Raw genomic sequence first — 20,775 nt, 5'->3', positions numbered from 1 at the left:
ATTCAATTCACTTACTACATATTTTCAAAGACTTACCGACATTATTTAGTATAATTACCGATATTTTTTGGATAATATCACCAAACAATCGCAACTTACTACTAATTTCAAAAAACTTTTTCCCATAAAAAAACGACACCTAAATAGGTGCCGTCCCCAAATCGTTAAGCAGTTGTCAAAGCTTCTTCTTTATTTAGTTCATGCCGAATCGTTGCTTGGGCCGCTGCTAAACGTGCTAGTGGAACGCGGTATGGCGAACAGCTTACATAATCTAATCCTGCTTGGTAACAGAATTCAATCGAGCTCTTTTCACCGCCGTGTTCTCCGCAAATACCTGTTTTCAGCCCAGGTTTCGTCTCACGGCCTAACTTCACACCTGTTTCCACAAGCTTGCCGACGCCTTGTTGGTCAAGTACAGCGAATGGATTTTCTGGAAGAACCTTATTTTCAATGTAGGCTTGCAGGAATTTTCCTTCGGCATCATCACGGCTATAGCCAAAAGTTGTTTGCGTTAAATCGTTTGTTCCAAATGAGAAGAAGTCGGCTTCTTCAGCAATTTGATCGGCTGTTAATGCAGCACGAGGGATCTCAATCATGGTCCCAATAGTGTATTCAAAGCTTTTGCCTGTTTCCTCTTGGATAAGATCAGCAGCATCGATTACAAGCTTGCGCATTTCTTTTAATTCATTGAAATGACCGACAAGTGGAATCATGATTTCAGGTTTCACTTCTAACCCTCGATCAGCTACGTTTGCGGCCGCATAGAATATAGCTTTGGCCTGCATTTCATAGATTTCCGGATAAATCATGCCAAGACGACAGCCGCGGAGGCCAAGCATCGGGTTAAACTCATCTAGTTGGCGAACTTTTCTAAGCAATTTTTCTTTGTCCTTTAATACCTGTGATTGCGGGTCTAAAATTTGGAGCTTTGTTACCTCAACTAACAGCTCTTCTTTATCCGGTAAAAATTCATGTAATGGTGGGTCAAGCAAACGAATAGTAACCGGAAAGCCTTGCATCGCTTCAAAAATTCCTTCAAAATCACCTTGCTGCATTGGTAGAAGCTCGTCGAGTGCTTCCTTTCTTTCCTCATAGTTTCCGGCCAAAATCATTTTTTGAACAATCGGCAGGCGCTTTACATCCATAAACATGTGCTCAGTTCGGCACAATCCAACTCCGCCGGCACCGAATTCGAAGGCTTTTTTCGCATCCACTGGATTATCAGCGTTCGCCCGAACTCCAATTTTTCTTTCTTGGTCTGCCCAAGCAAGCAATAGTTGGAACTCTTCAGAGAGCTCAGGGTCAATCATTGGAATTTCTCCAACCATTAATTCGCCAGTAGAACCGTCGATGGTAATCACATCACCATATTTAATCAATGTTTCGCCCACAGTAAATTGTTTTGCTTTTAAATCAATCTTTAAAGCTTCACAGCCGCAAATACAAGCCTTTCCCATCCCTCTTGCCACAACGGCTGCATGGCTTGTCATACCGCCGCGACTTGTTACAATCGCTTGCGAAGCGACAATCCCGTGAATATCGTCCGGTGTTGTTTCAGGACGTACAAGGATGACTTTTTTCCCATCATTGCTTAATTGTTCGGCTTCGTCGGCATCAAACACAACTTGACCTGTCGCTGCACCAGGTGATGCTGGTAAGCCTTTTGCTAAAATTGTCTTTTCAAACGTATCATCTAGACGGCGATGGAGAAGTTGATTTAATTGATCAGGGTCGACACGTAAAAGCGCTGTTTTTTTATCAATAATTCCTTCTTCCACCATTTCAACCGCAATCCGAATCGCTGCTTGAGCAGTACGTTTCCCATTTCGAGTCTGCAAAATAAACAGCTTTCCACGCTCTACGGTGAATTCAATATCCTGCATTTCTTTATAATGCTGCTCAAGTCGGTGGCATGTGTCAGCAAATTGCTTGTATACACTAGGCATTTCATCCTTCAAAGTGGCGATTGGCTGCGGCGTACGAATACCTGCAACTACATCTTCACCTTGGGCATTGATTAAATATTCACCATAAAGTACTGGCTCTCCTGTTGATGGATTTCTTGTAAAAGCAACGCCTGTTCCTGAATCATTTCCCATATTTCCAAATACCATGCTTTGAATGTTTACGGCAGTGCCTAAATGGTCCGCTATTTTATTCAAACGGCGATAAACGATGGCTCGTTGGTTATTCCAGGAATTAAATACCGCATTAATGGCTAGGAATAGTTGTTCTTTTGGATCCTGAGGAAATGCTTTTCGAGTGTGTTTTTTTACAATTTCCTTGTAGCCTTTAATGATTTCTTGCCAGTCTTCTGCAGTCATTTCAGGGTCAGCCATATAGCCTTTATGTTCACGAGTCTCTTCTAGGAATCTTTCAAAATAGTAAACATCAATATTTAGAACGACATTACTAAACATTTGAATAAAACGACGATAAGAGTCATATGCAAAACGTGGGTTCTCAGTAAGTTTCGCCACAGCTAAAACCGTTTCATCATTCATTCCAAGATTTAAAACCGTATCCATCATGCCTGGCATGGAAAAAACTGAACCGGAGCGAACCGATACAAGCAGCGGATTCTGCTTGTCTCCTAATTTTTTACCCATTTTTTCCTCTAAGACACTCAATGCCTCTAAGGTCTGGCTTTCTACTAAGGTTGGAATCGTTTTACCAGCTTCATAGTAGGCATTGCATGCTTGTGTCGTAATGGTAAAGCCATATGGTACAGGTAAACCAATTCGTGTCATTTCTGCTAAATTGGCTCCTTTGCCTCCAAGCAATTCTTTCATATCGCCTTTTCCTTCATGAAATAGGTAAACAAATTTTTCCACGTTTATTTGCTCCTCTCTTTTTTTAAAACATCTAAAATTAAACCAGCTGTTTCTTCTACTGCTTTATTGGAAACATCGATTACCGGACAGCCGACTCGTTTCATAATTTTTTCGGCATATTCCAATTCTTCAAGGATTCGCTCAAAGCTCGCATAATTGGCCCGTGAAGCTAGACCTAATGCTTTCAAGCGTTCAATGCGTATTCCGTTTAATTTATCCGGCGAAATGACTAAGCCGATACAATTTTTGCGGGGTACCTCATATAATTCATCAGGTGGCGGAACCTCCGGAACTAACGGTACATTGGCGACCCTAAACCCCTGATGTGCTAAATACATCGATAGCGGGGTTTTAGACGTTCTCGAAACCCCCGTTATAACAATGTCTGCCATTTTGATTCCTCGAGGGTCACGGCCGTCATCATATTTTACGGCAAATTCAATTGCTTCAATTTTCCGGAAGTACTCTTCATCCAATTTTCGCATTAACCCCGGGCGATGATTAGGTTCTTTGTTAAATTTTGTGACAAAGGCGTTCATTAACGGGCTAAGTAAATCAACCGCTAATATTCCCTCTTCATTTGCTCGTTGGTCAAGATATTCTTTTAAAGATGGAATGACAAGTGTATATGCGACAATTGAATTTCCTTTTTTGGCTAAGGCTATCACATCCTCAATATCTTCAAAGTCATCCACATATGAACTCCGTCGGATTTCTACTTGACCCCCATTAAATTGTGTTGCCACTGCTTTTACAACAAACTCAGCTGTTTCACCAACAGAGTCAGAGATGACATAGACAACTTCTCTTTGAACCAATACTGCTTCCCCTTTCCTTAGCCAGACTTTTCATCCATTATTTCTAAATATGCACGAGTGATTGTCGTTTTCGTAATTCTACCTACTAGTAAATATGTATTCCTTTGATTCTCCACTTCCTTTACTACAGGTAATGAGTCAATATGATTTTCAATTAGTTTCTTGGCAGCCTGGAGCAAAGTTTCTTGTGGTTCGATTGTAATAATATTGGGCATTCTCGTCATGATCACACTGACTGGCAATTCATGAAGATTGTTTGATCCAATTGCGGTTCTAAGTAAATCCTTCCTCGAAATGACCCCTGCTAAATGCCCTAGTCCATCAACGGCATATAATGTGCCAACATCCTCTAAAAATAGCTGTACGATCGCATCATAGACAGATGTTGATTTTTCTACCACAATAGGGTGAGCTTTATAATCAGCTACCTTTTGGTGTAAAAAATTTTCCGCATGACGCTTACCATCACGTTTATGGTTATAAAAATAACCGACCCGCGGCCTTGCATCCAAATTACCTGCCATTGTTAAAATAGCTAAGTCCGGTCTTAATGCCGCTCTTGTTAAAGATAATTTTTCTGCAATCTGCTTCCCCGTAATGGGCCCGCTTTCTTTAACAATTTTAAGGATTTCATCTTGGCGATTCGTTAGTTTAATTCCAATCACCCCCTACCCACTTTAATTGTGTTACATTTATATAGCTTAATGTAAATGTGTTATACTCATTTGAATATAGTATATTACATTTAACGAAATAGTGAAACATAAATCTCTATTTTTTTATGACCAAATTTTGAACAAATAAAAAATCCCCCCTTGTTAATAGGAAGGATTTTTATTTCAGGTATGTTTTTTCTTTTTATAAAAAATGGGATATATAATATGTACATTGCTTTATTATGTTTGTGATTATTCTAATGTAGGTTCTTGACGCTGCTTCGATCCGTTTACAATATTCACTGAAACACTTATTTTCCGAATGGATTCCTTCGTTAAAGGGATTTTCCCATTATGTTCGACCTTTTTCCAAATGTGTACGTTTTTTCTGTAGAGTACTTCTGAAAGTCGATAAATATCTGAATCAATAGCAAGCCCCTCTAAATAGGTTTTCATAATTTCCTTTTTTATTACTTCTTCTACTTCGGACGATACAATTTGACGATTGATGTATAAATTTACTTGATCCAAGATCGCTTTTGCCTTTACCTTAATCGTAAAAGATATGTTTCCATCGCTAATTACTGGCTCTACCTTTATTTTTTTCTTTTCTATCAAAAGGTCAATAGTGGAATATCGTTTACTATTAACACTGAGCTGATCTCGAACAAATTCTTTGCTGATCCACCTAAATCCTTTCGATTGTGGAATAGTAAGGATCCCCTTTAATTTATTCTTTGTCACAACAGCTAAACCATTCGATTTGATAGCATTATGGGGACCCTTGTCTGTTGTCCATTGATCTTTGTCAATTGTTAAAAATGGGAGAACGACTTCATGCCCAGGTTCGTTAAGAGAGATTAGCAATTCTCTCATATCAATGGGACGAATAATTGAACTTTGTGCAAACGAAGCTTTTGGATCACTTAATCGTGATAAAACTGTTGACATATCAAGTATAGGAATTGAAACTAGTAATTTCGATAATGGATCATTTGTCGTAAATACCCAAATACGATAACGCGTCTCACGGTACCGATCTAATAAGTCAATTGTCCCTTTAATGGTACTATGTTTTAACGCCTCTTCCGTGAAGACAAGAAAGGAAAGGTGCCCCCAGAAAATCACTCTTTGTGAGCTATGATATAAATTATTAACAGCCTCATCCACTGTTTTTCCCTTAGCATTTCCTAATTCAACCTTTACTTCAGCTCCACCGCTGCTTACTTCTGCTTTAGCTAATAAACGTAAATTAATAATTTGTAGATAAATACGATATTCTCCATCCTTATAATCGATGCCCAATCCATGAGCATATACCAATCTCTCCGGTTCATTTGTATCCCAACAACCAGCTAATGGTAAGATCGTCAACAAAATAAAGATCTTTTTTAAAACAATTTGTTTCATCACGATTCGCCTTCTTTTCGAGTTGAGTCGATAGGATTGAGAAGTCCGGCTCTTCCTCCTTTTTTTTGCTCAGGTAAACGAAATAATGATTTGATAATGTTCTTCCACTCAATTCTGGATGCAACTGCTAAATATGGTACTCCAAAAATGCGAATTTTAGCGATATAAACTCCTACAAAAAAAATGGACGAAAAAAATCCAAAAAATCCAAAAAATGAAACCAAAATGATAACAAAAAATCGAATTAAGGAAATAGTTCCCACCAAGGACTGGTTGATTAAAGTAAATGTGGCAATTGTCGATCCTGCTATAACAACAAGCATTGCAGGGCTTGTTAAGCCTGCCCTAATTGCTGCATCACCGATAATTAAACCACCTATCACACTCAAGGTTTGGCCGACAGCTAATGGGAGACGCATCCCAGCTTCTCTAAATAACTCAAACAAAAGAAGCATCAATATCGCCTCTAAAGAGGAAGGAAGAGGAACACCTCTCCTTGATTCTACAACCGTAGCTAAAAAAGTTAGAGGAAGCTGATTTTGATGGAAAGCTGTTAGCGCCACAAAAAATCCTGGGAGGAATGTCGCTACAGCTAACCCGACAATTCGCATCAATCTTTCAAAGGTGCTATACACATAAGTAAATTCTTTATCCTCTGCACTTTTAAGAAGATAAAACAAATTAATTGGAGTCACATAAGCATATGAGACACCATCCAGCAGAATAACGAATCGACCGTTTAAAAGTGAATCGACAACAAAATCTGGACGCCCTGTATAGGCGTGCCGTGGAAATAATGCATATGCCTTATCGTTCATTAATTCTTCTAATTGGGTTCCATTTATGAGACCATCTATATCAATATCCGTTAGTTTTTCTTTAATCTGCTGAAGAATTTCCTGATTAGCAATATCATTTATATACAATACTGCGACCTTAGTCTTCGTTCTCCTTCCTAATTCAAACATTTCATTAACGAGTGAATTTGTTCTTAGACGCTTTCGAATAAGAGCCATGTTTACTGTAATATCCTCGATAAAATTGTCCCTTGGACCTAATAGACTAATTTCTGTTTTTGATTCATCTGGATTTCTCTGAGGACGGTCTGAAATATCAACCGAAAAAATGGTGCCTTCTATTCCAAAGTCTAAAAATAATTTACCAGCGAATATTTCTGAAATTGCTTGTTCTTTGTTTTCAATACAGCTGAGGGAAGGTAGATGGAGCCTTTCAAGTATTTCTTCTTTAGTCAGTCTACTATTTAGGTCTGAAAAAAAAGAGCTAAGTTGTTGTGGAATTACATTGTATAGGGTGTCATTTTTAACCATTCCTACACAGTAAGTTAGCATCACCGTGTAATTGTGAAATTGAAGAGAGACAAATTTTACATCCGTGCATTCTTTAAAAAGTTCCCGAAGTGTCTGCTCAGTAAGCTCCGTTAATTTATTTGATTTTTCTCTCCGCGATTTAGATCCACTCGTTGACTTGTGACCTTTTTTACTAAAATTTCTCTTATACCACATCTGTTGACCTCCATCTTTTTTTCAATATAGCTACTAAAAAGCCGAGGAAAATAGATAAGGCTAGAACAAACCAAACTGTGGCCGGTAAAATGACGAATTTTAATATTTCCGAGTATTTGAAATCACTAATAGGCACTAATGCCATGATGACAATTGCTACTAAGATGGAAATAAGGAGCCATCTCTGACTCTTTTCAACCGGAATGATCTCTTTTGAGACGTATACGAATAATGAAATTCTAATAAATGTTCCTGAAAGCCACTGGTAAACAGATAAAAAATCTACATGTTCCACATAGTTGCCCAACGAAAGGAGCCCCCATTCTTCATAGGGAGGAAAACGTTGTTTAGATGCTTCTGTAGGTCCAAATTCAACAATTGCTCCAATAAGAGGTCCAAGGGTAAGTACAGTTAAAAGAATAGCTGTAACCGCAAAATGACGAAAGCGAAAGGGATCTTCCGTCTTATGTTGCAAAAATATAAATAGGATCAATTCTACCATTCCGGATGCTTGGAAAATCAAACTTTTCATAACAGGCTTATATCCATGCTCTAGAAACGGGAGTAGCAGTGAATAGTTTTTAAATTGAAAATTTCCAATTGCTACAAAAAAACCGAAAATAACAATAAAAAATAATAGAAAAGCATTAATAATGCTTATGGTGCGCAGAGAAGTGTCCGCCAAAAACCAACACAGGAACCCAAAGAGCAATGTCAAAAAAAATAATGGCGTCTCTGGTAGAAATGTAATATTAATAAAGGTGATCATTTCTTTTAATGTAACTGCTGCCATAATCGTAAAGTAAAGAATAATAATAAAAACAAAAAAATTGCTGACCCAGCTTCCTGCATAACCTCTAAGCCACTTAAATATATGCTCTCCATTCACCTTCCTGTGAATATAAAATAGGAGTAAACACCATAGTAGTATTAAAATTAACGTTACAAATACAGCTAACCATGCGTCCCTCCCTGCCGTCTGAATCAATGGCGAAATAATAAAGACATGATTATTTAAACCAGTAACAGTTATAATAAGTAGCACTAATTGCAAATTTGAAATGGAATCCGAACTTTTTATCGTAATCACCTCTTTAATGATAGATATTTTTAGCATCTAATTTATTTCTATTCATTATTCGATGAGGGTTCGAAATAGCATACTCATCAAAGCATTATATTTAAACGAAAATTGCTCTTTAATCATTATTTTTAGAAAAGTAATGATTAAAGAGCAATCAATTCAATTAACCTACAACTCTTATACATAACAGTTTAATTATGGTACAGCTCTTCGTATTGTGGCTAAATTAGGTTAAAAATCGCTTTGCAAAAGTGAACTGTGCCTATTCAACGGAAAGTTTAAAAAAAGCATCTATACAACTAATGAGCAATCCTGGTATTGAACTGGGGTTGTTTTGATTAAGCCACATTGATAGCGATTATTATGTTTTAATCAGTTACAGATATTTATTTTCATGGAGCTTAAGTACAATTCATCACATTCTCGTTATTATTTTCATTAATAAAAAGGATGAAACCATTGTGATTTCATCCTTGATTCTTTTCAAATAGATGTTCATGCTAAGTTTTTAGTGTTTAAATGCCTGCCCAGACGTCTTTTGCATAGGTTCCGTCCGCCTGAAGCTTTTCCATCCATTTTTGGGCTTCCTGTTCTCCAACCCTGTGAACTGATTGATAAACTTTTTGCAAAGTCCACTCCACTTCCGGTGCCATCTTGCTACCATCGCCGCATATATAAAGCCGTCCTCCTTGATCCAAAATGCGGATTAACTCCTCAGCATTCTGTGCCATCAAGTGTTGGACATAGGTTTTAGGTTTATCTTTCATACGAGAAAAGGCCGTATGAAGATTGACAACTCCCTCTTTTTCATACTGCTCCAGCTCTTCACGGTAGATAAAATCAGCTTCATTTTTACATCCAAAATAAAGATGGGCTTCACCCAGTGTTTTTCCCTCATGCTTCATGGCAGAGCGCGCCTGCAGGAAACCTCGGAAAGGTGCGACTCCTGTACCAGGTCCTACCATAATGATCGGGGTCTCAGAATTTTCAGGAAGCTGGAATCTAGATTCCGGTGTGCGAACGAATAGTAAAACATCTTCCCCTACATTGCGGTCCGCCAAGTAATTAGATGCCACTCCGCGATATTCCCCTTGGCCGCTCCAAGCTGGGGTCCGAACCACGCCGACTGTAATGCTACAGCGATTCTGGTTCACACGAGGAGAACTCGAAATGGAATAATACCGAGGTTTTAGTGGGCGTAAAAGTTCTAAAAACCGTTCAAACGGTATTTCACATGCTTCATACTTTTCAAGAAAATCCAACATTGAAATGCGTTTCTTTAGTACTTGCTCTTCATATATTCCCTCTTCCATTAAAGCTTCCAATTCAACTTTGTGTGGAGGGCAAACCGTAAACGATGCCAGTTCCCGTAATTGTGCCCGAGTTGCTGCTTCCTGCACCTCAACACTATAGCTAAGAAGGTCATATAAACTAACAGGACGATCCAAAGGCAAGTGAGCTTCGCTCCGTCCGCTTGCAGTCAGTATGACTTGATCATTCCCATTTAATCCAAAGCGTTTTAAAATTCGGTTGACATTTTCCCGGCTGTTACTTGGTAGCACCCCAAGGTGGTCTCCTTCCTGATAACTAGCTCCTTGTGGTAATGCTATCTCAATATGCCGAGTACTTCGATCACTGTCAGCTGATTGGAGTTCACGGCTTTCTACAACAGATGCATTAACCGCTTCATATTTCTGAGCTAAAGGGAATCCTCCAAGACCTTTGACAAACTGAAGACTTAAGGTGTTTCTTACCTTCTCCACATTTTCGTTAAGCTCTAATCCAAAAGTTTTGGCAGCATCCAGCCACATTCTGTGTTTCCACTGGTCGAACTGCTCTTCAAAGTCTCCACTTGCATCGGCCTCCCCACGTTCTGAAAATCTAGTTGCACCTTTTTGAGCAAGTTGCTCATCTATAAATCTAGGTACATACTGAAATGTACTTGCCCAGTTATGGTCTCCACAGCCAAACACCGCATAATGAACACCTATAAGCTCACCTCGTTTTATTTCCTCCAGCCATTGTACGAACTGACCTGCATTGCTTGGCGGCTTTCCGTTATAAGAAGAAGTAACAACGATAACTGCCCCTTCTTTTGGTAAGTTGCCAATCCGATCGTTAAGGGCTTTTACTTCCGTTCGAACGCCATGTAAACTTGCTGTGTCCGCAAGTTCTTTTGCAACTCCTTCTGCCGTACCGGTATCGGAGCCGTAAAGAACAAGCAGCGGACGGTTATTTACTCCTATAATCGAAGTATTTTGACCTTCCTGTTCTTCTTTGCGATCACCTGTTGCTTCTACATTAGGTCTCAAAATAGAGGAACCAATAGCAGTCCGATTTCGAGACTTAACCTGTATCATAAAATCGCTTGGTTTTAGCGTTAGCGTTTGTTTGATGTCCAGCTGATAATTCGTATAATCATTGAACTCAAAATGTTGGAGAAGCATTCCCAGTACCAGAGTAGCCTCATGAAGCGCAAACTGCATTCCAATACATGCTCGTTGGCCGTTCCCAAATGGTTTATAAGCATCGTGAGGAACTTTATATGGATCCTCAAACCTTTCGGGGCGGAAGTCTTCCACGTCATCTCCCCATGCTCCTTTGTCACGATGCAACTGAGGGATAAGGACTTTTACCTTTTCTCCTTCTTTTATATGGTACTTCCCTCCAATTACCGTAGCTTCTTTTGCATAAAGGCTAAAACCTGGAGCTGTTGGCCATAAACGCAATGATTCGTTTAAAATCATTCGAATATATTTAAGCTGCAAAACTTGTTTATAGGTTGGAATTTCTCCATTTAATACTTGATCTACTTCTTCATACGCTTTTTTCAATTTATCAGGGTTCTTCATTAAAAAATAAATAGCGAAAGACAACAAGCCACTTGTCGTTTCGTGTCCAGCTATTAAAAACGTAATGATTTGAAAACGAATATTTTCATCACTTAGTTTCTCTCCTGTTTCTGGATCACTTCCATTTAGCATAAGAGACAATAAATCCTTTTCTTCTTGATTCCCGTTTTCTTTACGTTCTTTTATAATATTGTCTACTAGAGAAAACATCACTTGAATATCGTGTTGAAATTGACGCTTGGTTCTCATCATTGCTTCATCTGATTTATCCAACGTTTGATGCATGGATTCATCAAGTGCACGAACCATACTAGTTATAAAGGGATGAGGTGTTTCCCGATAGTAACTATTAAAACGATAGTTAAAGCCGCATAAACCAATGGTATCCAAAGTCAGCCTAGTCATGTCTTCTGGTACGTTAACACTCTCACCAGGATTAAGACGAGCCCATTTTTGAACAAGTTGAACAGCAATATCTACCATCATGGAATGGTAACCTTTCATAGCTCGTTGACTAAAAGAAGAAGTAAGGATATTATGAGCTTTTTTCCAGTTAGACTCGTGTGTCCAACTTGTAAATAATCCGTCTCCAGAAAAGGCGCGGACCTTTTCTAAAGCTCCTTCAATACTTTTATCAAAACGGGACTGATTGCAAACTTCCGCTACTAATTTATGATCAGAAACCATTATAGAGCGATCCCTAGGAGTACTAAATTGAAAAATGGGGCCATACTCCTCTGCTAATTTCATAAGTGATAAAGTGGGTTTATCCACATCTATAAGAGGTAAATTACCAAGTGGACCAAATGTTTTAGGTTCAGGAATAATACTTGTATCTTTCATTAAAAACAATCCTTTCTCAATCGATGATTAACATTTTTGCTTTTTTCTTTAAAATTGTTAAGAATGTTTGTCCATAATTGTTCTATTTAAAAAGAACAATTGCCTCATGGAGAATCATTTCACGTTTCCTTTTTTTATAGCTCTCACCTTTACTTTATGAAATGTTAACAGAGTGAGTAATCACTCCGTTTTTTTGTTAGGAATTTGCCTTTTTTTCATGCTCATAAAAAAGAAGAATAAATCTAAATTCATCCAATCGTTTCATAGGTTAGTATTACTGATATATTTACCATTCTATTTAAAAGAAGCATATCCTTCATCTGCCATGATAACACTGCCATTAACCGCGCTTGCTTCTTCTAATGAAATAAGATAAACTGTATTCGCAATCTGTTCGGGCTGAGTCAATTTATTCCCCATAACCTTAGCCTTCATAGAGTCTATTACTCCACTATCTTTATACCCTTGAATGATAGGCGTATCGACAACACCTGGAGCGATCGCTACCACTCGGATTCCATATTCTGCAAGTTCAAGGGCTGCAGACTTGGTCATCATGATTACAGCTCCCTTAGTGGCATGATAGGCAAATGTACCAGGAGATGCTAAGAACCCGAATACAGATGCTGTATTAATTATTACTCCATTAATATTTAATTCCCGCATTTTCTTTCCCGCAGCTATAATTCCATAAGCTACACCATGTTGATTGACATTGATCACACTATGATAATCTTCCAAATTTTGATCTAGTACTGGGGTAATGCGGCCAATCCCGGCGTTATTAAACATAACATCGATTCTGCCATACGTTTCAACAGCCTTATCAACTAAAGCTTCTACATCCTCATAATTTGAAACATCTGTTTTTACAAAAATGGCTTCTCCACCATTCGATTTAATTAAATCAACTGTTTGTTTTCCAATTACTTCATTAAAGTCAGCAACTACGACTCGATCACCTTTTTTAGCAAACTTTAAAGCTGTTTCTCTTCCTATTCCACTTGCTCCACCTGTGATAACAGCTACTCTTGATAACATAATGTCCTCTCCTTTTCAAGATTAATTATCTTTGATTACATAAGTCTTTTTACTTTTAAAACAGCCACTTTAGAATCTAAAATCTATTTATTTAGAATATTAAATGAGGTAATATATATCGTAACAAAGATATTACATAAAATAAATTTAATTAAATTTAAATACCATTAAATTTTATTTAACTATAAATGAATGTGTATTTGGCTTTTAAATTCATGGCTTTTCTCTTTCTAAAACGTAAAAAGCGACTAAGTATTTACCTTAATAGTTAAATACTTAATCGCTTAATATTACTTTTATTAAAGTCTTTATTTATCAGATAATTAGTCCTTCTTTTAATCGAGGTACATATGTATCCTAACATAAATTTTTGTTAAAATAAATTTAAGAAAAACTAATCAGATTTAAATATTATTCAAGGTGAAGGAAAATGAATATAATACAACTTCAATACCTCGTCGATGTAGGAGAGCTAGGCTCTTTTACAGAAGCAGCAAAAAAGAACGGAATGACAGTTCCTACCATAAGTATATCGATCAGTCAGTTAGAGACCGAATTGGAGGTATCACTTTTTTCTCGTTCAAGGAAAGGTGTCGTTCCAACAACGGAAGGAAAAAAAGTCATTCAACATGCTATTACCATTCTAAAAACTGTCGATAAAATGAAATATGATATTTCTTTATCGAAAAATATAAAACATGGCAATATAATCATTGCCACAATCCCAGGTATGGTTCGACAAGTAGTAAACACTACTTTGGATTTCCGAAAGATATATCCCTATATAAATGTTCAAATGGTGGAAGGAGATACTACTGTAGTTCTAGATCAAGTTAAGAATGGACATGCCGATATGGGATTTGTATCATTTGGTACGGATAATCATGATAAGACTTTAAGTTGGGATCCAGTAATGCGAGATGAAGCAGTGCTGGTGGTACCCAAAAGCTCTGCATTACGGTTTAACAATAGTATTTCGGGTGATGACCTAAAAAATGAAACGATTGTTTTATACAATGACCCTTATGTAAAAATAATTGCTGAAAAACTATTTTTGGATGACCTACCGAATAGAATTGCTTTAATATCTAATAATCTGGATGCGTTATTACAAATGGTTGTTCATGGGAATGCAATAACCATTGCAACAAATTATATTGTTCACTCATTGCCTTCTCATATAAGAAATAAAGTAATAACGATTTCAATCAATGAACACACTACTCTTTCAAATTACCTCTGGAGATTAACCAGAAAAAATGAGGAGGTATCTAATATTATAGAACAATTTACGAGTTACCTTTTATCCGATTTAAAAAGGAATTAATAGAGAAGCTGGTATTCATGAAATTATCCCCCCTAAGTAGATAGTGTAAAAATCCCACTTTTCATAAGTGCGTGTTAGACTATACTTGGAGGGGATAATAATTTAAAGATGGGCTTTTTCTATAACTTTACGAAGGATTGTCCTTAAACGTGCCCCGTTACTTGAATAATAAAAAACGATCCTTCTTTATTCAAGAATCGCACCCAGTTAGTGAAAAGTGTACGATTAGCTCCCACTGCATCAATAACTACTTTTAAGACTTCTTTCATAAATGTTAGTCTGCCTGCAAGATCTCCTCCATATCTATCTGTCCGGTGATTGGAAATATCTGAATTAAATTAATCAATTAAATCCGTGGGCACCGTGCACTTCAACTCCGTCAAAACCCCTTCACCGCATTTATTGCAGCTTGTGCATATTGGCGGCCGATGACTTCTTTAATATTGGCGATACTCATTTCTTCAGGTATATCAAAAGGCTTTCTAAATCGTGATACTTTTCACCACGAATATATTTGAAAAAATGCTTAACTAATATCGTCTGGATATCATTGTTTTCATAATAGTTACGGATAGATATTAACGAACTGATTAATTACGCATATCTGGATATCATTTCAGATATGCGTTTTTTAGTCGTAAATTGTTACAGGATATTTAATATAATAGAAAATTCATTCCTTAATCAACTGGAGAGGATTCTAACAAAGTAAGTAAATGGAACTTCCTTAATATATGGGAGATCATTCTATTTTGATTCAAATAAATCGATATTAAAGTAAGGAACATACCATCTGACAATTTTCTCTTGTGTAAAATCTGTGTAAAATAAAATCAATTCTTATCGTTTTTTATCGTGTTCTCGAAAAAAGAAAAATGCTAACAAATGTTGATAGATCAACGTTTGTTAGCATTTATACTTTTTTAAAATTATCGTTATTTTTCTAAAAATACCGGTGGTCGGGGTCGAATTGACACTCCTCACGGAACACGATTTTGAGTCGTGCTAAAAGTTTAATTTACGAAATAAATTACGAGATATGCAGTCCATTCAACGTTTTCTTACATTCCACTGCCGAAATCGAAAAAGTCCATTCGCACGATCACCTGTTGGCATACATTTATCACCTATGGACATTGATGAATAGACCCCGAGTTTACGATTTTACAGCAAAATTTTTAAACGTAATTGGTTATATATACGAACAGATTTCATTGAGACGGAGGGGGCGGTACTACGATCGCCTTGTCAAGGTTTCGTGATTTTTCGCCCATGTTCTTCAACACCTGGCATAATGCTATATGAACGCCCCCCTTCCTCTTGTGATAGGGTGTCTACCTCCTACGTTGATCCATTAACTGACAAAAGAAACGAGCCCTTTTATAGTCCGCTTGTAATAATGCTATAACGGCTATCTCGATATGTGCTTTCGGTACTTTCACAGCGACCTCCGGTGTCACAGTATCTTCGATAATCAGCATGTCTTTGAACTCACTATCTCCGTTCGCCTTCTTGTCTTTCCCGTAGCTTTTCTCCAAGGTTTGGTTCGTTTCCTTCTTAGCGGGCAGGACCACGCATTGCTCGTCGGATTTCTTCTAACTCTCTAGATGGTACTCCTTGTCGTTCTACTTCTCTACATAAAGCCTCTTCTTCTTCTCTTGGACGTACTAAAAATTTCCTTGCGTATTCGTTCCATCTCCATTTGCCTTTCCAGCGGTTGTACTAGACCCGTCATTTCCCGTCTTGGACGCTTTATTGGATTATCCGCTGACTGCGATCGTAGGCTAACTCCTCCTGCTGGTACGGAATCACATACTGAAGCAGCCCAACGAAAACTATCTCGATTACAATGATCATGCCATGACATATTGTTCACTCCTATTAATATTTTTTTATCCATAATTGTGATATGGACTTGATAAATATTATTCAGCGAGGGCTATATTGCTTGTATATATTGATATTTTAAATATACTTTTTTAATTAACAGTTGGGATTCCATGTTTTCATATCCATTTCCGTAAGCCACTAGGCATTAAGTGTATAAACATAGGGGTGACTTTTGAGAAGGGGTGTTATAAGAAATAGTTTCGTGTAATCACGTACTCCTGTGAACGTCCTAAGGTCTGGGTGCTTAATCAGTTTATTCAGCTGTTCTGCTGAAAAAGTCGCTATGACGGTCTTTCTGTCTTTCAGCAACCTTATGCTGTCAATCGGATTATGTGGAATATGCTTCGTCTTATACAGATAGTTAAAGAACGCTCGCAAGCGTGTTTTAATTGTTACAATCCGTAAACCCTTTTGTTGACGTATATAAGCAATCACATTTCTCTCTAATATGCACCTGTGTTATCTCAACTGGAGACAACGATTCAAATCCCCCTGTTCCCTTTGTTGGTTCAAACACGCATAGATTTCAATCTGATAGTTACGAATGGTGTGCGGACGTAAATTACGTACCTCACAGTCCTTTATAAATAAATCCAACGCTGATGCACACGACTCTACGTATGTCTTCACCTTCATCTCCATAATCCGTAATTCTCGTTGATCTAACACGTTTTTTCTCCTGCTCATCGATTCATTCGACCTCCACTGCGTTTTAACAGGTGCGTCAGATTTGAACTTATTCGTAGACAGTTTTTAGGGCAAAGAAAAAAGCGCCCCCACCGTAGCAGGAACGCTAAAAACGTTGATATGACGAGCATTCTCGTTTTTCTTTCGTAACTTTTTGATACCGGTGGTCGGGGTCGAACCGACACTCCTCACGGAACACGATTTTGAGTCGTGCGCGTCTGCCAATTCCGCCACACCGGCAAAATTGAATAAACTAAGACATATTTAAAACAGGGGTAGTAGGAATTGAACCCACACCAAAGGTTTTGGAGACCTTCGTTCTACCTTTAAACTATACCCCTATAGTGGTGGAGGGGGACGGATTCGAACCGCCGAACCCTGAGGGAGCGGATTTACAGTCCGCCGCGTTTAGCCACTTCGCTACCCCTCCAAAAAGGGCAAAAAAAATATGGCGGAGGAAGAGGGATTCGAACCCCCGCGCGGTTTAACCCGCCTGTCGGTTTTCAAGACCGATCCCTTCAGCCGGACTTGGGTATTCCTCCATTATTTAGATAAACATTTGGTAGCGGCGGAGGGGATCGAACCCCCGACCTTACGGGTATGAACCGTACGCTCTAGCCAGCTGAGCTACACCGCCAAATATAAAATTGAATTATGGTGGAGCCTAGCGGGATCGAACCGCTGACCTCCTGCGTGCAAAGCAGGCGCTCTCCCAGCTGAGCTAAGGCCCCAAAAAATATTAAGAATGCCGAGGACCGGAATCGAACCGGTACGGTAGTCACCTACCGCAGGATTTTAAGTCCTGTGCGTCTGCCAGTTCCGCCACCCCGGCAAGAATTGGAGCGGAAGACGGGATTCGAACCCGCGACCCCCACCTTGGCAAGGTGGTGTTCTACCACTGAACTACTTCCGCATAATAAGTGCCTGGCAACGTCCTACTCTCACAGGGGGATAGCCCCCAACTACCATCGGCGCTGAGAAGCTTAACTTCCGTGTTCGGTATGGGAACGGGTGTGACCTTCTCGCTTTCGCCACCAGACTATGTACTTAAGGGATCATTCCCTCAAAACTAGATAATATAGAAGAAATAAGTTAGAACGAGTAAGCCTTAATGACTTGGTTAAGTCCTCGATCGATTAGTATCAGTCAGCTCCACATGTTACCACGCTTCCACCTCTGACCTATCAACCTGATCATCTTTCAGGGATCTTACTAGCTTGCGCTATGGGAAATCTCATCTTGAGGGGGGCTTCATGCTTAGATGCTTTCAGCACTTATCCCGTCCGCACATAGCTACCCAGCGATGCCTTTGGCAAGACAACTGGTACACCAGCGGTGCGTCCATCCCGGTCCTCTCGTACTAAGGACAGCTCCTCTCAAATTTCCTGCGCCCACGACGGATAGGGACCGAACTGTCTCACGACGTTCTGAACCCAGCTCGCGTACCGCTTTAATGGGCGAACAGCCCAACCCTTGGGACCGACTACAGCCCCAGGATGCGATGAGCCGACATCGAGGTGCCAAACCTCCCCGTCGATGTGGACTCTTGGGGGAGATAAGCCTGTTATCCCCAGGGTAGCTTTTATCCGTTGAGCGATGGCCCTTCCATGCGGAACCACCGGATCACTAAGCCCGACTTTCGTCCCTGCTCGACTTGTAGGTCTCGCAGTCAAGCTCCCTTGTGCCTTTACACTCTGCGAATGATTTCCAACCATTCTGAGGGAACCTTTGGGCGCCTCCGTTACTCTTTAGGAGGCGACCGCCCCAGTCAAACTGCCCACCTGACACTGTCTCCCACCCCGATCAGGGGTGCGGGTTAGAATTTCAATACAGCCAGGGTAGTATCCCACCGACGCCTCCACCGAAGCTGGCGCTCCGGCTTCTCAGGCTCCTACCTATCCTGTACAAGCTGTACCAAAATTCAATATCAGGCTACAGTAAAGCTCCATGGGGTCTTTCCGTCCTGTCGCGGGTAACCTGCATCTTCACAGGTACTATAATTTCACCGAGTCTCTCGTTGAGACAGTGCCCAGATCGTTACGCCTTTCGTGCGGGTCGGAACTTACCCGACAAGGAATTTCGCTACCTTAGGACCGTTATAGTTACGGCCGCCGTTTACTGGGGCTTCGATTCAGAGCTTCGCTTGCGCTAACCCCTCCTCTTAACCTTCCAGCACCGGGCAGGCGTCAGCCCCTATACTTCGCCTTGCGGCTTCGCAGAGACCTGTGTTTTTGCTAAACAGTCGCCTGGGCCTATTCACTGCGGCTCTTCCGGGCTTTAACACCCAAAAAAGCACCCCTTCTCCCGAAGTTACGGGGTCATTTTGCCGAGTTCCTTAACGAGAGTTCTCTCGCTCACCTTAGGATTCTCTCCTCGCCTACCTGTGTCGGTTTGCGGTACGGGCACCTTTTATCTCGCTAGAGGCTTTTCTTGGCAGTGTGGAATCAGGAACTTCGGTACTAAATTTCCCTCGCTATCACAGCTCAGCCTTAATGGTAATGGGATTTGCCTCATTACCAGCCTAACTGCTTAGACGCACATATCCGACAGTGCGCTTACCCTATCCTCCTGCGTCCCCCCATTGCTCAAACGATAAAGAGGTGGTACAGGAATATCAACCTGTTGTCCATCGCCTACGCCTTTCGGCCTCGGCTTAGGTCCCGACTAACCCTGAGCGGACGAGCCTTCCTCAGGAAACCTTAGGCATTCGGTGGATGAGATTCTCACTCATCTTTCGCTACTCATACCGGCATTCTCACTTCTAAGCGCTCCACAGGTCCTTCCGATCCTGCTTCAACGCCCTTAGAACGCTCTCCTACCGCGGACACCATACGGTGTCCACCCACAGCTTCGGTGATACGTTTAGCCCCGGTACATTTTCGGCGCAGAGTCACTCGACCAGTGAGCTATTACGCACTCTTTAAATGGTGGCTGCTTCTAAGCCAACATCCTGGTTGTCTAAGCAACTCCACATCCTTTTCCACTTAACGTATACTTTGGGACCTTAGCTGGTGGTCTGGGCTGTTTCCCTTTTGACTACGGATCTTATCACTCGCAGTCTGACTCCCACGGATAAGTCTTTGGCATTCGGAGTTTGTCTGAATTCGGTAACCCGATGAGGGCCCCTAGTCCAAACAGTGCTCTACCTCCAAGACTCTTACTACGTGAGGCTAGCCCTAAAGCTATTTCGGAGAGAACCAGCTATCTCCAAGTTCGATTGGAATTTCTCCGCTACCCACACCTCATCCCCGCACTTTTCAACGTGCGTGGGTTCGGGCCTCCATCCAGTGTTACCTGGACTTCACCCTGGACATGGGTAGATCACCTGGTTTCGGGTCTACGACCACATACTCATTCGCCCTATTCAGACTCGCTTTCGCTGCGGCTCCGTCTCTTCAACTTAACCTTGCATGTAATCGTAACTCGCCGGTTCATTCTACAAAAGGCACGCCATCACCCATAAACGGGCTCTGACTACTTGTAGGCACACGGTTTCAGGAACTGTTTCACTCCCCTTCCGGGGTGCTTTTCACCTTTCCCTCACGGTACTGGTTCACTATCGGTCACTAGGGAGTATTTAGCCTTGGGAGATGGTCCTCCCTGCTTCCGACCGGATTTCACGTGTCCGGCCGTACTCAGGATCCACTCAGGAGGGAACGAAGTTTCAACTACAGGGTTTTTACCTTCTATGACGGACCTTTCCAGATCGCTTCATTTACCCCGTTCCTTTGTAACTCCATGTTGAGTGTCCTACAACCCCGAAAGGCAAGCCTTTCGGTTTGGGCTGTTCCCGTTTCGCTCGCCGCTACT

Annotated in this window: 12 protein-coding genes, 8 tRNA genes, 2 rRNA genes and 1 pseudogene; 1 reads left to right on the top strand and 22 read right to left on the bottom strand. The window is 40.3% G+C overall.

What is annotated here, in order from left to right; translation table 11 throughout:
- Positions 1–164: 164 nt before the first annotated feature.
- The 8 genes from ppdK to BN1082_RS12830 all read right to left on the bottom strand — a co-directional run bounded on the left by ppdK (position 165) and on the right by BN1082_RS12830 (position 13,061).
- Positions 165–2,834 carry a pyruvate, phosphate dikinase gene (ppdK, locus tag BN1082_RS12865; RefSeq protein WP_090635024.1) on the bottom strand — a complete coding sequence of 890 codons (2,670 nt, stop codon included), beginning with the start codon at positions 2,832–2,834 and terminating at the stop codon, positions 165–167.
- A gap of 2 nt (positions 2,835–2,836) precedes the next feature.
- The gene (locus BN1082_RS12860) at positions 2,837–3,652 is read right to left on the bottom strand and encodes a pyruvate, water dikinase regulatory protein (RefSeq protein WP_090635023.1); all 816 of its coding nucleotides are present in this window, start codon (positions 3,650–3,652) and stop codon (positions 2,837–2,839) included.
- A 17-nt stretch (positions 3,653–3,669) separates the two neighbouring features.
- Positions 3,670–4,317, bottom strand: a complete 648-nt coding sequence (gene ccpN, locus BN1082_RS12855; RefSeq protein WP_218055157.1) for a transcriptional regulator CcpN — start codon at positions 4,315–4,317, stop codon at positions 3,670–3,672.
- A 243-nt stretch (positions 4,318–4,560) separates the two neighbouring features.
- Positions 4,561–5,718 (bottom strand): Ger(x)C family spore germination protein, encoded by a 1,158-nt coding sequence (locus tag BN1082_RS12850; protein ID WP_090635022.1) that lies wholly within the window; start codon positions 5,716–5,718, stop codon positions 4,561–4,563.
- Positions 5,718–7,241: a spore germination protein gene (locus BN1082_RS12845; RefSeq protein ID WP_090635021.1), complete on the bottom strand. Its 1,524-nt coding sequence runs from the start codon at positions 7,239–7,241 to the stop codon at positions 5,718–5,720. Before BN1082_RS12845 ends, BN1082_RS12850 begins: the two co-directional genes overlap by 1 nt.
- Complete coding sequence (locus BN1082_RS12840) at positions 7,231–8,358, bottom strand: GerAB/ArcD/ProY family transporter (protein ID WP_245640418.1); 1,128 nt, start codon at positions 8,356–8,358, stop codon at positions 7,231–7,233. The genes BN1082_RS12845 and BN1082_RS12840 overlap by 11 nt, the downstream gene beginning before the upstream one ends.
- Before the next feature lie 482 nt (positions 8,359–8,840).
- Positions 8,841–12,020: a bifunctional cytochrome P450/NADPH--P450 reductase gene (locus tag BN1082_RS12835; RefSeq protein ID WP_090635020.1), complete on the bottom strand. Its 3,180-nt coding sequence runs from the start codon at positions 12,018–12,020 to the stop codon at positions 8,841–8,843.
- A gap of 294 nt (positions 12,021–12,314) precedes the next feature.
- The gene (locus BN1082_RS12830) at positions 12,315–13,061 is read right to left on the bottom strand and encodes an SDR family NAD(P)-dependent oxidoreductase (RefSeq protein WP_176699766.1); all 747 of its coding nucleotides are present in this window, start codon (positions 13,059–13,061) and stop codon (positions 12,315–12,317) included.
- A 430-nt stretch (positions 13,062–13,491) separates the two neighbouring features.
- Between BN1082_RS12830 and BN1082_RS12825 the strand changes: the two genes are divergently transcribed.
- Positions 13,492–14,388: a LysR family transcriptional regulator gene (locus BN1082_RS12825; RefSeq protein ID WP_090635018.1), complete on the top strand. Its 897-nt coding sequence runs from the start codon at positions 13,492–13,494 to the stop codon at positions 14,386–14,388.
- A 215-nt stretch (positions 14,389–14,603) separates the two neighbouring features.
- On the opposite strand, the pseudogene BN1082_RS12820 reads toward BN1082_RS12825, so the two are convergent.
- The 14 genes and pseudogenes from BN1082_RS12820 to BN1082_RS12755 form a co-directional block, all read right to left on the bottom strand.
- A pseudogene (locus BN1082_RS12820) lies at positions 14,604–14,884 on the bottom strand (oxidoreductase); the annotation flags it as partial.
- Positions 14,885–15,722: 838 nt separating this feature from the next.
- The gene (locus BN1082_RS12815) at positions 15,723–15,962 is read right to left on the bottom strand and encodes a hypothetical protein (protein WP_141650861.1); all 240 of its coding nucleotides are present in this window, start codon (positions 15,960–15,962) and stop codon (positions 15,723–15,725) included.
- A gap of 59 nt (positions 15,963–16,021) precedes the next feature.
- Positions 16,022–16,255 (bottom strand): hypothetical protein, encoded by a 234-nt coding sequence (locus tag BN1082_RS12810; RefSeq protein WP_090635016.1) that lies wholly within the window; start codon positions 16,253–16,255, stop codon positions 16,022–16,024.
- 482 nt (positions 16,256–16,737) lie between these two features.
- A complete protein-coding gene (locus BN1082_RS12805) occupies positions 16,738–16,947 on the bottom strand; it encodes a hypothetical protein (RefSeq protein ID WP_245640417.1) in 210 nt (69 codons plus the stop codon).
- Positions 16,948–17,123: 176 nt separating this feature from the next.
- A tRNA-Leu gene (locus BN1082_RS12800) sits at positions 17,124–17,205 on the bottom strand.
- Positions 17,206–17,235: 30 nt separating this feature from the next.
- Positions 17,236–17,306, bottom strand: a tRNA-Trp gene (locus BN1082_RS12795).
- 4 nt (positions 17,307–17,310) lie between these two features.
- Positions 17,311–17,395 (bottom strand) — tRNA-Tyr (locus tag BN1082_RS12790).
- 19 nt (positions 17,396–17,414) lie between these two features.
- Positions 17,415–17,507 (bottom strand) — tRNA-Ser (locus BN1082_RS12785).
- 18 nt (positions 17,508–17,525) lie between these two features.
- Positions 17,526–17,602: transfer RNA gene (locus tag BN1082_RS12780), tRNA-Met, on the bottom strand.
- Positions 17,603–17,620: 18 nt separating this feature from the next.
- Positions 17,621–17,696: transfer RNA gene (locus tag BN1082_RS12775), tRNA-Ala, on the bottom strand.
- Between the two features lie 15 nt (positions 17,697–17,711).
- Positions 17,712–17,797 (bottom strand) — tRNA-Leu (locus tag BN1082_RS12770).
- 6 nt (positions 17,798–17,803) lie between these two features.
- A tRNA-Gly gene (locus BN1082_RS12765) sits at positions 17,804–17,878 on the bottom strand.
- Between the two features lie 9 nt (positions 17,879–17,887).
- Positions 17,888–18,004: ribosomal RNA gene (gene rrf / locus BN1082_RS12760) — 5S ribosomal RNA — on the bottom strand.
- A 77-nt stretch (positions 18,005–18,081) separates the two neighbouring features.
- Positions 18,082–20,775, bottom strand: a 23S ribosomal RNA gene (locus BN1082_RS12755); the annotation flags it as partial.

The organism is Neobacillus massiliamazoniensis (assembly GCF_001048695.1).
Classification (GTDB): domain Bacteria; phylum Bacillota; class Bacilli; order Bacillales; family Cytobacillaceae; genus Neobacillus; species Neobacillus massiliamazoniensis.
The sequence above is the reverse complement of the archived record's forward strand: the minus strand, read 5'-3'. Positions and strand labels throughout refer to the sequence as shown.

Coding starts and splice junctions, on each gene's coding strand:
- BN1082_RS12850 (WP_090635022.1), bottom strand. CDS start 5,718: ATGAAACAAATTGTTTTAAAAAAGATCTTTATTTTGTTGACGATCTTA.
- BN1082_RS12810 (WP_090635016.1), bottom strand. CDS start 16,255: ATGTCATGGCATGATCATTGTAATCGAGATAGTTTTCGTTGGGCTGCT.
- BN1082_RS12825 (WP_090635018.1), top strand. CDS start 13,492: ATGAATATAATACAACTTCAATACCTCGTCGATGTAGGAGAGCTAGGC.
- BN1082_RS12845 (WP_090635021.1), bottom strand. CDS start 7,241: ATGTGGTATAAGAGAAATTTTAGTAAAAAAGGTCACAAGTCAACGAGT.
- BN1082_RS12835 (WP_090635020.1), bottom strand. CDS start 12,020: ATGAAAGATACAAGTATTATTCCTGAACCTAAAACATTTGGTCCACTT.
- BN1082_RS12840 (WP_245640418.1), bottom strand. CDS start 8,358: ATGCTAAAAATATCTATCATTAAAGAGGTGATTACGATAAAAAGTTCG.
- BN1082_RS12830 (WP_176699766.1), bottom strand. CDS start 13,061: ATGTTATCAAGAGTAGCTGTTATCACAGGTGGAGCAAGTGGAATAGGA.